Origin of the sequence: Mycolicibacterium chitae, assembly GCF_900637205.1 — a bacterium.
GTDB classification, from domain to species: domain Bacteria; phylum Actinomycetota; class Actinomycetes; order Mycobacteriales; family Mycobacteriaceae; genus Mycobacterium; species Mycobacterium chitae.
In genome coordinates, this window is the sequence record NZ_LR134355.1 from 3,072,823 (window position 1) to 3,085,809 (window position 12,987).

General features: G+C 70.2%; 11 protein-coding genes. 6 read left to right on the plus strand and 5 right to left on the minus strand.

The annotated features are described in order from the left end of the window. The first annotated feature begins 104 nt into the window (after positions 1-104). The 4 genes from EL338_RS14560 to EL338_RS14575 are packed head-to-tail and all read left to right on the plus strand — an operon-like array spanning position 105 to position 4,452. Entirely contained in the window at positions 105-887 is a 783-nt protein-coding gene (locus tag EL338_RS14560) for an enoyl-CoA hydratase/isomerase family protein (RefSeq protein WP_163792177.1), read from the plus strand. Further along, positions 884-1,786 carry an alpha/beta hydrolase gene (locus EL338_RS14565; protein WP_126334406.1) on the plus strand — a complete coding sequence of 301 codons (903 nt, stop codon included), beginning with the start codon at positions 884-886 and terminating at the stop codon, positions 1,784-1,786. The genes EL338_RS14560 and EL338_RS14565 overlap by 4 nt, the downstream gene beginning before the upstream one ends. Then, positions 1,783-3,150: a flavin-containing monooxygenase gene (locus EL338_RS14570; RefSeq protein WP_126334407.1), complete on the plus strand. Its 1,368-nt coding sequence runs from the start codon at positions 1,783-1,785 to the stop codon at positions 3,148-3,150. The genes EL338_RS14565 and EL338_RS14570 overlap by 4 nt, the downstream gene beginning before the upstream one ends. A gap of 45 nt (positions 3,151-3,195) precedes the next feature. Then, positions 3,196-4,452: a PucR family transcriptional regulator gene (locus EL338_RS14575; RefSeq protein ID WP_126334408.1), complete on the plus strand. Its 1,257-nt coding sequence runs from the start codon at positions 3,196-3,198 to the stop codon at positions 4,450-4,452. Here EL338_RS14575 and EL338_RS14580 read toward each other — a convergent pair. Continuing rightward, on the minus strand, positions 4,413-5,972 hold the full coding sequence (locus EL338_RS14580; protein WP_126334409.1) for an acyl-CoA synthetase: 1,560 nt from the start codon (positions 5,970-5,972) through the stop codon (positions 4,413-4,415). The genes EL338_RS14575 and EL338_RS14580 overlap by 40 nt on opposite strands. 143 nt (positions 5,973-6,115) lie before the next feature. Here EL338_RS14580 and ald point away from each other — a divergent pair, with 143 nt between their 5' ends. Beyond that, complete coding sequence (ald, locus tag EL338_RS14585) at positions 6,116-7,231, plus strand: alanine dehydrogenase (RefSeq protein WP_126334410.1); 1,116 nt, start codon at positions 6,116-6,118, stop codon at positions 7,229-7,231. A gap of 3 nt (positions 7,232-7,234) precedes the next feature. Here ald and EL338_RS14590 read toward each other — a convergent pair whose 3' ends face one another. Next, positions 7,235-7,612 (minus strand): YchJ family protein, encoded by a 378-nt coding sequence (locus EL338_RS14590; RefSeq protein ID WP_126334411.1) that lies wholly within the window; start codon positions 7,610-7,612, stop codon positions 7,235-7,237. 64 nt (positions 7,613-7,676) lie between these two features. Between EL338_RS14590 and EL338_RS14595 the strand changes: the two genes are divergently transcribed. After that, positions 7,677-8,231 carry a DUF4334 domain-containing protein gene (locus EL338_RS14595; protein ID WP_126334412.1) on the plus strand — a complete coding sequence of 185 codons (555 nt, stop codon included), beginning with the start codon at positions 7,677-7,679 and terminating at the stop codon, positions 8,229-8,231. Here EL338_RS14595 and EL338_RS14600 read toward each other — a convergent pair whose 3' ends face one another. Genes EL338_RS14600 through EL338_RS14610 form a run of 3 tightly spaced genes read right to left on the minus strand, consistent with a single transcriptional unit; the run spans position 8,232 to position 12,829 of the window. Further along, positions 8,232-9,248 (minus strand): nitronate monooxygenase, encoded by a 1,017-nt coding sequence (locus EL338_RS14600; protein ID WP_126334413.1) that lies wholly within the window; start codon positions 9,246-9,248, stop codon positions 8,232-8,234. A 4-nt stretch (positions 9,249-9,252) separates the two neighbouring features. Then, positions 9,253-10,581 (minus strand): M16 family metallopeptidase, encoded by a 1,329-nt coding sequence (locus EL338_RS14605; RefSeq protein WP_126334414.1) that lies wholly within the window; start codon positions 10,579-10,581, stop codon positions 9,253-9,255. After that, complete coding sequence (locus EL338_RS14610) at positions 10,559-12,829, minus strand: polyribonucleotide nucleotidyltransferase (protein ID WP_126334415.1); 2,271 nt, start codon at positions 12,827-12,829, stop codon at positions 10,559-10,561. Before EL338_RS14610 ends, EL338_RS14605 begins: the two co-directional genes overlap by 23 nt. Between the last annotated feature and the right edge of the window lie 158 nt (positions 12,830-12,987).

Here is a 12,987-nt window from a genome sequence, read left to right on the forward strand (position 1 = left end):
AGCCTAATGCCCGGGCCATTGGACGCCGAAACTGCACAACACCGCGGCCCATCTCTGTGCAGGACGCCATGGCCGACGCCACCGAACGGCGCTTAGCTGCATGCATGTCCTCCATCCGGCTCGAACTCACCGGCCGCGTCGCCCATCTGGTACTGGCGCGGCCCGAGCGACGGAATGCCCTGGACGAGAGCCTCATCGAGGCCCTCGATGAGGCGGTCGCCGAGCTGGAGTCCGCGGCGGATGTCGGCGCCGTGGTGGTCCGCGGCGACGGACCGGGATTCAGCTCGGGCATCGACGCGGCGACGCTGGCCCGGCTGGCAACACCGGCGGGACTCAACCGCATCCGCGGCGCCTTCGTCGCGGCCTACGACCGGCTCGAGCGGCTACCGATCCCCACCGTGGCCAGCGTGCACGGCTGGGCCATCGGCGCGGGTTTCGAACTGGCGTTGGCGTGCGACCTGCGGGTCATCGCCGGGGACGCAACGATGGGGCTGCCCGAGACCCGGATGGGCGTGGTCCCCGATGTCGGCGGAGCCGGGCGGCTGGCCGCGCTGGTCGGGGCCGGGCGGGCCAAAGAACTGATCCTGACCTCCGCGATGATCGACGGCGCGCGGGCCGGGCGGCTCGGCATCGCCAACCGCGTGGTGCCCGCGGCCAAACTGGCCGCCGCAACCGCCGCGCTGACCGACGAGCTGCTGGCCTGCTCGACCACCGCCAACGGGCTGGCCAAGCGCCTCATCGACCGCGCCGCACGCCCGCTGTGGGCCGACACGCTCGACGCGGAACTGCAGGCCCAGCGGCAGTGCATCCAGACGCCCGAGTTCCTCGCGGCATACCGGCAGTTCCTCGCCGCACCGGGAGCCAACAGCCCGCAGGCCCGCAAATGAAACGGCACGACCTGCGCATCCCCGTTGCCGGCACCGCGGTCGCGGCGTGGCACTACGTGGCCGACGGCCCCCACCGCCGCCCGTGTGTGGTGATGGCACACGGCTTCTGCGGCACCAGGGACGCGGGCCTGGTGGGCTTCGGTGAACGTTTCGCCGCCGCCGGCATCGACACCCTGTGCTTCGACTATCGGGGTTTCGGCGCCTCGGACGGCTATCCGCGCCAGGTCATCGACTTCGCCGCCCAGCGCCGGGACTACCACGCCGCGATCGACGCCGCGCACCAACTGGACCAGGTGGACGGCGTGGTGATCTGGGGCACCTCGCTGTCGGGCGGTCACGTCCTGGCGGTGGCGGCCGGGCGCACCGACCTGACCGGGGTCATCGCCCTCACCCCGATCGTCGACGGATTGAGCACGCTGTTACGGATGCGGCGCGAACTCACCGCGGGCACCGCGGTGCGGCTGGGCGCGGCCGCGCTGCGGGACGCCCTCGCCGCCGGGTCCGGGGCCGCGCCGGTGTTGCTGCCCGCGGTCGGGGCGCCGCATACCGTGGCGATGCTGACCACCCCGGATGCCCTGCCCGGCTACCTCGCGGTGGCCGAGCGGGCCCCGCTGTGGCGCAATGAGTTCGCGGCCCGGATGCTGCTGCGCGTACCGGCGTACCGGCCGGTTCTGCGCGCCCACCGGATCGGCGCCCCGGTGCTGGTACAGATCGCCGCCGGGGATCGCAATGCGCCGGCCGACCTGGCACAGGCCGCGGCGCAGCGCGCGAAGGCGGTGGTGCGCGAGTACGGCGGCGCGGGGCACTTCGACGTCTACGACCGCGGGCCGGTCTTCGATGCCGTTGTGGGCGACCAGATCTCCTTCGTGTCGTCACTTTCAGAAAGGACAGTGTCATGACCCCTGGCCGGACTTCCCCGAGGGCCGCCGTGATCGGGGCCGGATCCGCGGGATTGGCCGCGTGTGTCGGCTTGCAGGCGGCCGGTATCGAGTTCGACTGCTTCGAGAAGAGCGATCGAGTGGGCGGCCTCTGGGTCTTCGAGAACCCCAGCGGGGTCGCCGCGGCCTACCGCACCCTCAGTTCCAATGCTCCCAAGGGGTACATGGGTTACCGCGACTTCCCGATGGCCGACGACCTGCCCGCCTACCCGAGCCACTGGGACTTCGCACGTTACTTCGACGACTATGCGCGTCATTTCGGTCTCCACCGGCACATTCAGTTCGGCACCGAGGTCACCCACGTCGCCGCGCGGGCCGACGGCGGCTTCGACGTGCAACTCGATGACGGCCGCACCCAACGCTACGACCACGTGCTGGTGGCCAACGGTCACCACTGGGACGCGCGCATGCCGGAACCGATGTTTCCCGGCACGTTCGACGGCACCCTGATGCACTCCCGGGACTACCGGGATTCGGCCTTTCTGGCCGGTAAGCGGGTCGTGGTGGTGGGGATCGGAAACAGCGCGGTCGACATCGCCTGCGAGGCCGCGCATCTGGCGGACACCACGTATCTGTCGGTCCGTCGCGGCGCGCACATCATGCCGAAGTACGTCTTCGGCATGGCGCCGCCGAACTGGCTGTTGAACTCCGCCTCGCACAAGCCCGGTCGCGTAGTGCTCGGGGCACTGATGCGGCTGACCAACGGCCGCGGCCAGGACTACGGACTCCCCACCCCGGACCACGCCTTCGGCGATGCCCATCCGACGATGTCCGCCGGGGTGATGGACGAGTTGCGGCTGGGTCGGATCACACCCAAACCGCAGATCGCCGAACTGCTGGGCGACCGGGTCCGGTTCGTCGACGGGACGGTCGAACCGGTCGACGTGATCATCTGCGCGACGGGCTACCGGATCACCTTCCCGTTCTTCGACGAAGACTTCCTCAGCGCCCCCGACAACCACATCGCGCTGTATCACCGAGTGATCGACCCGGACCGGCCCGGCTTGTTCTTCGTCGGGCTATGCCAACCGCTCGGCGCCATTCAGCCGCTCGCCGAACTGCAGGGCAAATGGATCGGAGAACTGCTCGCCGGACGCTGCGCGCTGCCGGCTGTCGAGGACATGCGCCGCGCGATCAAGGCCGATCAGCGCTGGCTACGGAAGCGGTTCATCGCTTCGGCCCGCCACACCATCCAGGTGGATCACAACCATTACCTCAAGACGCTGCGCCGCGAGATGCGCGCGGGGCGGCGGCGGGCGCGGCGCGCCGGTGCGAATCCGGGTGTGCCGGACAGTCGCTCGGCCGGGCTGGTATCCGCGCCGTGAGCGATTCGGACCGGACCCGGGACTGCGCCCGGTAGCATTGTGACGGTGGTCACTTCCCTGAGCGCCCACGACGCGATCATGGCGTGTGCGCACGACCTGGAAGCCCGGGCCGACGATGTGGCCGTGCAACTCAGCGAGCAATTGGCCGGGTCGGTCCCGGAGTTCTTCGACGACGACGACCTGATCCGCGACGTCGAGGCCAGCGCCTACGGCAATGTCGCCGCGATGCTGTCGGTGTTCCGCGCCGAGGCGGTCGCCGAACAGGTGCCCATTCGACCCGAAGTGATCGCATTCGCCTCGACCGTCGCGCGACGCCAACTGCCGCTGGAGTCGCTGATCCAGTCGTATCGAGTGGGGCAGACCTTGTTCTCCCGGCTCTGGATGGACGTGCTCGCCGAGCGGCTCACCGATCAGCAGGTGTTCATCGAGGCGCTGCACCGCAGCTTCGATGAACTCAACGTGTACCTGGATCGCGTTGTCGCACAGTTAGTTTCCGACTACGAGCGGGAGCGGGACCGCTGGCTGCTGGGCGAGGCGGCGCGCCGCAGCGCGTTGGTGGAGCGGCTGTTGCGTGGCGACCGCATTCCCGTCGACCACGCCAGCCGCCAGCTCGACCACGACCTGCGGGCCCCGCAGACGGCCCTGATCGCTTGGATGCCGTCGCACGGGGAGGTCGACCTGCAACTGAACGCGCTGGGCCGCGCGCTCGGCTCGCTGTCCTCGCGGGCCGGGGTTCCCCGGATGCTGCACCTGCCCGCGGGCACGTCGGCCATGTGGGCCTGGATCGCCGGCGACGTGGACACCGACCGCCTCGTCGAGTCCGCCGGGCAGCTCCCCGATTCCGAGGTCCTGATCGCCGTCGGGCAGACCACCTGCGGTGCGGACGCGTTCCGCATCAGCCACGAGCAGGCGCTGCGGGCGCGACGAGTGGCCGCCCGCATGCCGGCGCCGCCACGGCTGACCCTGCACGCCGAGGTGGCCACCGTTGCCCTGCTGGCCGGCGACGAGGAAGAAGCCCGGCGCTTCGTCGCCCGGGCCCTCGGGGAACTCGCGGCCCGCACCGCGGCCGCCGAACAACTGCGGGAGACGCTGTGGGTCTTCCTGCAGGAGGGCGGCAGCACGCGCCGGGCCAGCGAGCGGCTGTTCATGCACCGCAACACCGTGCTGTACCGGCTGCAGCGGATCGAGGCGATGCTCGGCCATTCCCTCGACGAACGGCGCCTGGACCTGCAGGTGGCGCTGCTGCTGACCGCGACCTTCGGTCAGGACATGCTGCCCGACGACCCGCTGCCTGACCAGTAGGGTTGGCGCAGTTCGCGTTTGAGAACCTTGCCGGCGGCCGACACGGGCAACTGCTCGACGAACTCGACGCTGCGCGGCGCCTTGTAGCCGGCGATGAACTGCTTTGCGTGCCGGCGGATCTGCTCCTCGGACGTTGCCCCGCCGGGACGCAACACCACGACGGCGTGGACGCGTTCGCCCCACCTCTCGTCGGGGACGCCGATGACCGCGCACTGGGCCACCGCGGGATTACGGACCACCGCGTTCTCCACCTCGACCGAGTAGACGTTCTCGCCGCCGGTCACGATCATGTCCTTGATGCGGTCCACGACGAACAGGTAGCCGGCCTCGTCCAGGTAACCGCCGTCACCGGTGTGCAACCACCCGCCCCGGATGGCCTCGGCCGTCTCGGGGGGCCGCTTCCAGTAGCCGGTCATCATGTTCGCGCCGCGCACCACGATCTCGCCGACGGTCCCGCGGGGCACCTCGGCGCCCGTCTCGTCGACCACGCGGATCTCGCAGTGCGGCGCGGCGCGGCCCGCCGAGCGCCGCAGTGTCGCGTCCCGGTGTTCCTCGGGGCCGAGCAGCGTGGCGATCGGGGCCAGCTCGGTCATGCCGTAGGCCTGGGTGAACGCCGCCCGCGGCAGGGCCGCCGCGGCGCGTTCGAGCAGCGCCTGCGGCATCGGCGAGGCGCCGTAGAGGATCGAGCGCACGCTGGACAGGTCGTGCGCGTCGAGGCCCGGATGGTCGAGCACCGTCTGGATCATGGTGGGCACCAGGGCGATATCGGTGATCCGGTGGGACACCACGGCGCCCAGCAACTCCCCCGGTTCGAAGCGCGGCACGATCACATGCGTGCCGCCGAGCAGCGTCACCGCGCCCCAGGCCGCCAGATCCGCCAGGTGGAACATCGGCGCGGCGTGCAGATACCGGGTGTCCCGTCCGGCGCCGAAGAGATGACCCGAGGCCAGCGCCCCGAGCCAGGACGTCCCCAGCGCGGTGTGCGAAAGCATCGCACCCTTGGGCGCTCCCGTCGTCCCGCCGGTGTAGAAGATCCCGGCGAGCGCGTCACCCCCGCGCCGGGCATCGGCGATCGCGGCGGCCCCGGCGATCAGGTCCTCGTAGTCGATCGTCCCCGCCGGCGCCGCGGCGTCCCCGCAGTGCACCACAACGTCCAGCTGCGCGCACTCCGCGCGGATGGCGTCGAGCAGGCCGCGGTGCGCGTCGTCGACGATCAGCACCCGCGCCTCGCAGTCGCGCAGCGCATAACCGAGTTCGGCCGCGCTCCACCGGGTGTTCAGCGGGGCCAGCACCGCGTCTGCCCACGGCACGGCCAGCAGGTACTCGTGATAGCGATCCGAGTTCAGCGCCAGCATGGCGACCCGGTCGCCGGCCGCGACGCCGAGCTCGCGCAGCCCGCCGGCCAGCCGGGCCACCCGTTCGGCGACGGTGCGGAAGCTCTGGCTGCGCCCGCCGCAGATCGTCATGGTGACATCGGGAGTCTGTTGCATTCCGCGGTGCAGTCCCTGGGTCACGTACATGCCGCTCCTACCATCGCTGGATCGCAAAACCCCTGAACCCGAACCTAATCGGGTTGCAGCCCGTGTCCAGGACGTTGTGGCAGCTGCCCGCTCGCGGAGCGAGAGTTTGGTCGCGTGCACAAGCGCGTCACTAAAGTGGGCTGATGCGCATCGGAGTACCGACCGAGATCAAGAACAACGAGTTCCGGGTGGCCATCACCCCGGCCGGCGTCGCCGAACTGACCCGGCACGGCCACGAGGTGCTCATCGAGTCGGGCGCCGGACTGGGTTCGGCGATCTCCGACGACGATTACGCGGCCGCCGGCGCGCGGCTGGTCGCCGACGCCGATGCGGTGTGGGCCGAGGCCGACCTGCTGTTGAAGGTCAAGGAACCCGTCGAGGCCGAGTATGTCCGCATGCGCAGCGACCAGACGCTGTTCACCTATCTGCACCTGGCCGCGTCCGCGCCGTGCACCGAGGCGCTCCTGGCCGCCGGCACCACCTCGATCGCGTACGAGACCGTCCAGTTGTCCGACGGCGCCCTGCCGTTGTTAGCCCCGATGAGCGAGGTCGCCGGCCGCCTGTCCGCCCAGGTCGGGGCCTATCATCTGATGAAGGCGCAAGGCGGACGCGGCGTGCTGATGGGCGGGGTCCCCGGCGTCGCGCCGGCCGAGGTGGTGGTGATCGGCGGCGGCGTCGCGGGACACAACGCCGCGCGAGTCGCCGCCGGGATGGGCGCCAACGTCACGGTTTTCGACGTCAACCTCACCCGGTTGCGTGCCCTCGACGCCGAGTTCTGCGGCCGAATCCACACCCGGTATTCCTCGGCGCTCGAGTTGCAGGCCGCGGTCGAGAACGCCGACCTGGTGATCGGGGCGGTCCTGGTCCCGGGCGCGCGAGCACCCAAGCTGGTGTCCAATTCCCTTGTCCAGCAGATGAACTCCGGGGCGGTACTGGTCGACGTCGCGATCGACCAGGGCGGCTGCTTCGCCGACTCCCACCCGACCACGCACGACGACCCGATCTACACCGTGCACGACAGCGTCTTCTACTGCGTGACCAACATGCCCGGGGTGGTGCCGCGCACGGCCACGTTCGCGCTCGGCAACGCGACCCTGCCCTACGTGCTGGAGTTGGCGAACAAGGGCTGGCGGCAGGCGTGCCGCGACGATCCCGCGCTCGCCCACGGCCTGTCCACCCACCGGGGCGCGATGCTGTCCGAGCAGGTGGCCGACGACCTGGGGCTGTCCTTCACCGATCCCGCAACACTCTTGGCCTGACCCTCAGGGCAGCAGGTCGCCGTCGACGTAGAACCACCGACCGGCGCGCACGCTGAACCGGGACCGCTCGTGCAGCACGCCCTCGTCGTGGCGCGCGATGAACTCCACCTCGCCCTGGTCGTCACCGGGGCGGCCGGCCACGGTGTCGACGATCCGCAGGCCCAGCCATTGCGGGCCCTGGTCGATGTCGAGTTGCGCGGGTCGCGTGCGGGGATGCCAGCTGGCCCAGACGTAGTCCGGGTTGCCGGTGGCGTAGGCGCTGTACCGGGCGCGCATGAGTTCCTCGGCGCCGGCGGCCTGGTGTTCACCGACGTGCAGCGGCAGGCAGCAGTGGCCGAAGACGCTGTCGTTGCCGCAGGGGCAGGGATCGGTCGAACGCACCGTCCCAGTGTGCCCGACCGGCAGAACTGTTCATACTTGACACCTGTCAAGTAGGGTGGGGGCCATGCTGCTCTCCGATGTCCTGCCCGAGGCCCCCACCAGCACCGACGGCGCGCTCGCAGTCTTCGACGCCGCTCCCGCGGTGGACCCGGAGTTCATGATCGGCACCTGGCACGGCGCCGAACTGCCCACCGGGCACCCCCTCGACGGCCTGTTGGCGGCCAGCGGCTGGTGGGGCAAGCAGTTCGGGGACGCCGAAACCGTGCACCCGCTGCTGTTCCGCACGGCCGACGGCACCGCGCTGTGGCCGTTGAACCCGGCGCTGGCGTTCGGCGGCCTCGGCCTGGCCCGCAAGCTCCCCGCCCTCAAGCGACGCAACTTCACCAACACCATCATCACCGCGCGGCCAGTGCTGCACGCCCGCGGCCCCAAGGCGCGGTTGCGCACCACCCGGTACCGCGACGTGGACACCGCGACCATGATCTATGACCAACTGCCCATCAACGACGTCTTCCGCCGGCTCGACGAGCAGACCGTCATCGGCGCCATGGACCTGCGGGGCGTCGCGCGGCCGTACTTCTTCGTGCTCCGCCGCGACGAGTCGCTGCCGGTGCGCTGATCAGGGTGTGAGCGCGGCGATCACCGCCGCGGCCGGGCCTGCCTCGGCGGCGGCGAACGCCGTACCGGCCCACAGGTTCGTCCAGTCCGGATCGCCCGCGGCGACCGCGGCGCGCCGGAGCGGGGCCGCCAGATGGTGTACTTCGGGATAGCCCCCGGGCGCGACGGCGTCGAAGCGATCGACGAACGCATTGTGCAGCCCACGCGCGTAGCGACCCGAAAAGGCCCGCGTCACCGCGGTTTCGGAGGGCTCCCCGCAGCTCAGTGCCGCGCGGTGCACCGCATTGGTGCCGGCCTCGTCGCTGAGCAACAACGCGGTGCCCAGCTGCGCGGCATCGGCTCCCCGCGCCAGCACCGCGGCCACCGTCTCGGGCGTGCCCAGTCCGCCCGCCGCGACGATCGGCACGTCGACGACGTGGCGCACCGCCGCGACCAGATCCCCCAACGGCTGCGTCGCCGGGCGCTCGTCGGGCCGCCAGCTCCCCCGGTGTCCACCGGCCTCGGGACCCTGCACCACCAGCCCGGCCGCACCGCCGGCCACGGCCGCGCGGGCCTCGGCCACGGTGGTCACGGTCATCAGAGTGCAGATGCCCAGCTCGCTCAGGCGCTGCAGCACAGCGCGATCCGGCAGCGCGAAGGTGAACGACACCACCTCCGGGCGCAGGTCGGCGACCACCTCGAGCTTGTCCGTCCAACCGTCGTCGTCCCAGCGCGGGACGCCCAACTCGACGCCGTAGCGGGCCGCCACCGTCGCCAATTCGGCGCGGTAGCGGTCGATTTCGGCGGGGTCCGCCGTGCTGGGTTGCGGCACGAAGAGATTGAGTCCGACCGGGCCGGCGCCGGCCGAGCGGACCGCGCGCAGATCCTCGGATACCTGCTGCGCGCTGCGATATCCCGCGGCCAGGAAGCCCAGCCCGCCCGCGCCGGACACCGCGGTGGCCAGCGCGGGTGTGCCCGGCCCACCTGCCATCGGTGCCCCGATCAGGGGCACCGCGAGGTCGGCCAGGGCGAACGACATCGCCCTACCCGGGGATCGCCGCAAGTCGCCGGGGCAGTGTCTTCCGGGACGCGCCCGGGCCCAGCACCGCGGCCCCGAAGGGCTGCGTGAGCAGTTTCTTGGCCACCGCGTTGACCTCGTCGAGGGTCACCGCGTCGATGTGCGCCAACGTATCGTCCAGGCTGCGATGCTCGCCGTAGTTGATCTCGCTGCGGCCGATCCGGTTCATCCGGGAGGCCGAATCCTCCAGGCCCAGAACAAGTCCCCCGCGCAACGACCCCTTGGCGATGCGGCACTCCTGTTCGGTGATGCCGTCCTCGGCCACCTGCGTCAACACGTCGGTGGCCACGGTTACCACCTCGTCGAAGCGCTCCGGCAGGCACCCGGCGTACACCGAGAACGCGCCGGTGTCGGCGAAGGTGTCCACCATCGAGTACACCGAGTAGGCCAACCCGCGCGATTCCCGGATCTGTTGGAACAACCGAGAACTCAGCCCGCCGCCCAGCGCGTTGTTGAGCACGGCCAACGCCCAGCGGTGCGACCAGTTGCGCCCCGGGGCGCGCACACCGAGCATCAGATGCGTCTGTTCGGCGTCCCGGCCGACGACTTCCAACCGCGGCGCACCGGGCACCCGGCCGCCACCGACACGCGGCGTGGCCGCGATGCGGCCCGCCACGGTGCGCCGGCCGAAATGCTCGCGCACCAGCTCGACCACCTCGGTGTGGTCGATGTTGCCGGCCACCGCGACGACCATGCGTTCCGGGGTGTAGCGGCGCACGTGGAAGGAATGCAGCTGGGAGCGCGTCATCGCCGAGATGGAGTCGACGCTGCCGATCACGGGTCGGCCCACCGGATGGTCGCCGAACATGGCCGACATGAACACGTCGCCCAGGGTGTCCTCGGGGTCGTCGTCGCGCATCGCGATCTCCTCGAGCACGACATCGCGCTCGAGTTCGACGTCCTCGGCGGCACACCGGCCGTTGAGCACCACGTCGGCCACCAGGTCGACGGCCAGTGCCAGATCGCTGTCGAGCACGTGCGCGTAATAGCAGGTGTGCTCTTTGGCGGTGAACGCGTTCAGTTCCCCGCCGACCGCGTCCACGGCCTGGGCGATGTCGACCGCCGTGCGAGTGGGGGTGGCCTTGAACAGCAGGTGCTCTAGGAAATGCGCCGCACCGGCGACGGTGCGGCCCTCGTCGCGCGAGCCGATGCCGACCCACACCCCGACCGATGCCGACCGCACCGACGGCACGAATTCGGTGACGACACGCAGACCACCCGGGAGGGTGGTGCGGCGCACGGCCGTGTGGTCGCGCGCCGCCCCGTCGGCTCTAGGCGTCGGCGGTCGCAACATCTGCGGACGCCGGAGTACCCTCCGGTGCCTCTGCCGCTGCGTCCTCTTCGTCGACCAGGATCAGCGAGATCTTGCCCCGGTTGTCGATGTCGGCGATCTCGACACGCAGCTTGTCGCCGACCTTGACGACATCCTCGACCTTGGCGATCCGCTTGCCGCGGCCCAACTTCGAGATGTGCACCAGGCCGTCGCGACCCGGCAGCAACGACACGAAGGCGCCGAAATCGGTGGTCTTGACCACGGTGCCGAGGAACCGCTCGCCAACCTTGGGCAGCTGCGGGTTGGCGATCGCGTTGATCTTGTCGATCGCGGCCTGCGCCGAAACCCCGTCGGCGGCACCGACGAACACCGTGCCGTCGTCCTCGATGGAGATCGAGGCGCCGGTCTCCTCGGTGATGCCGTTGATGACCTTGCCCTTGGGCCCGATGACCTCGCCGATCTTGTCCACCGGCACCTTGATGGTGGTGATCCGGGGCGCGTACGGGCTCATCTCGTCCGGGGCGTCGATGGCCTCGGCCATGACCTCCAGGATGGTGGTCCGGGCATCCTTGGCCTGCGACAGCGCACCGGCCAGCACCTGGGAGGGAATCCCGTCCAGCTTGGTGTCGAGCTGCAGCGCGGTCACGAAGTCCTTGGTGCCGGCGACCTTGAAGTCCATGTCGCCGAAGGCATCCTCGGCGCCGAGGATGTCGGTCAGCGCCACGAAGCGTCGCTCCACCGCCCCGTCCACCTCGACGTCGTCGGACACCAGACCCATCGCGATACCGGCCACCGGCGCCTTCAGCGGCACACCGGCGTTCAGCAGCGACAGGGTCGAGGCGCACACCGAACCCATCGAGGTGGATCCGTTGGAGCTCAACGCTTCCGAGACCTGACGGATGGCGTACGGGAACTCTTCCACGCTGGGCAGCACCGGCATCAGCGCCCGCTCGGCCAGCGCGCCGTGGCCGATCTCGCGACGCTTGGGCGAACCGACCCGGCCGGTCTCACCGGTCGAGTACGGCGGGAAGTTGTAGTGGTGCATGTAGCGCTTGGAGGTTTCCGGCCCCAGCGAGTCGATCTGCTGCGCCATCTTGATCATGTCCAGCGTGGTGACACCCATGATCTGGGTCTCGCCGCGCTCGAACAGCGCGCTGCCGTGGGCGCGCGGGATGATCGCGACCTCCGCGGACAGCGCCCGGATGTCGGTGATGCCGCGGCCGTCGATGCGGAAGTGATCGGTCAGGATGCGCTGGCGGACAAGCTTTTTGGTCAGCGCACGATAGGCGGCGCCGATCTCCTTCTCGCGACCGGCGTAAGTCTCGGCCAGACGCTCGAGCACCTCGACCTTGATCTCGTCGGTGCGGTCGTTGCGCTCGTTCTTGCCGGCGATGGTCAGCGCGGCGGACAGCTCGTCGGTGGCCACCGAGGCCACCGAGTAGTAGACGTCCTCGCCGTACTCGGGGAACAGCGGGTACTCGACGGTCTCCTTGCCGGCCGCCTCGTGCAGCGCCTGCTGGGCCTTGCACAGGGTGGCGATGAACGGCTTGGCGGCTTCAAGGCCCTCGGCCACCACGGTCTCGGTCGGCGCCGCGGCGCCCCCGCCGATCAGCTCGATGACGTTGTCGGTGGCCTCGGCCTCCACCATCATGATCGCGACGTCTTCCTTGTCGCCGTCAGCGACGACGCGGCCGGCGACAACCATGTCGAAGACGGCCCGCTCGAGCTGCTCGACGTTGGGGAACGCGACCCACTGCCCGTCGATCAGCGCCACGCGCACGCCGCCGACCGGGCCGGAGAACGGCAGGCCGGAGATCTGGGTGGAGGCCGACGCGGCGTTGATGGCCAGCACGTCGTAGAGATCCTTGGGATCCAGGCTCAGGACGGTCACCACGACCTGGATCTCGTTGCGCAGCCCGCTGACGAACGTGGGACGCAGCGGCCGGTCGATGAGCCGGCAGGTCAGGATCGCGTCGGTCGAGGGGCGACCCTCGCGACGGAAGAACGATCCGGGAATGCGCCCGGCGGCGTACATCCGCTCCTCGACGTCGATGGTCAGGGGGAAGAAGTCGAAGTGGTCCTTGGGCGCCTTGCTCGCGGTGGTGGCGCTGAGCAGCATGGTCTCGTCGTCCAGGTAGGCGACGACGGCGCCGGCGGCCTGCTGGGCCAGCCGACCGGTCTCGAAACGAATGGTGCGGGTGCCGAAGCTCCCGTTGTCAATGACGGCGGTCGACTCGAACACGCCTTCGTCAATTTCAGCAACAGACATAGATGTCCGCATGCCCTCTCTGGTAATTCAGCTGTTTTGCGTCGTCACGCGTCAGGGCACCCAGATGCGGCTGCGGCCGTCGATCGAAGCTGCCGGAATTCCCCCGGCAGCCACTACCGAAGACCGCCCAACATCGGCGACCCCTCCCACTTCAGGGG

Coding starts and splice junctions, on each gene's coding strand:
- EL338_RS14570 (WP_126334407.1), top strand. CDS start 1,783: ATGACCCCTGGCCGGACTTCCCCGAGGGCCGCCGTGATCGGGGCCGGA.
- EL338_RS14600 (WP_126334413.1), bottom strand. CDS start 9,248: ATGTCGTTCGCCCTGGCCGACCTCGCGGTGCCCCTGATCGGGGCACCG.
- EL338_RS14560 (WP_163792177.1), top strand. CDS start 105: ATGTCCTCCATCCGGCTCGAACTCACCGGCCGCGTCGCCCATCTGGTA.
- EL338_RS14595 (WP_126334412.1), top strand. CDS start 7,677: ATGCTGCTCTCCGATGTCCTGCCCGAGGCCCCCACCAGCACCGACGGC.
- ald (WP_126334410.1), top strand. CDS start 6,116: ATGCGCATCGGAGTACCGACCGAGATCAAGAACAACGAGTTCCGGGTG.
- EL338_RS14605 (WP_126334414.1), bottom strand. CDS start 10,581: ATGTTGCGACCGCCGACGCCTAGAGCCGACGGGGCGGCGCGCGACCAC.
- EL338_RS14580 (WP_126334409.1), bottom strand. CDS start 5,972: ATGTACGTGACCCAGGGACTGCACCGCGGAATGCAACAGACTCCCGAT.
- EL338_RS14610 (WP_126334415.1), bottom strand. CDS start 12,829: ATGTCTGTTGCTGAAATTGACGAAGGCGTGTTCGAGTCGACCGCCGTC.
- EL338_RS14565 (WP_126334406.1), top strand. CDS start 884: ATGAAACGGCACGACCTGCGCATCCCCGTTGCCGGCACCGCGGTCGCG.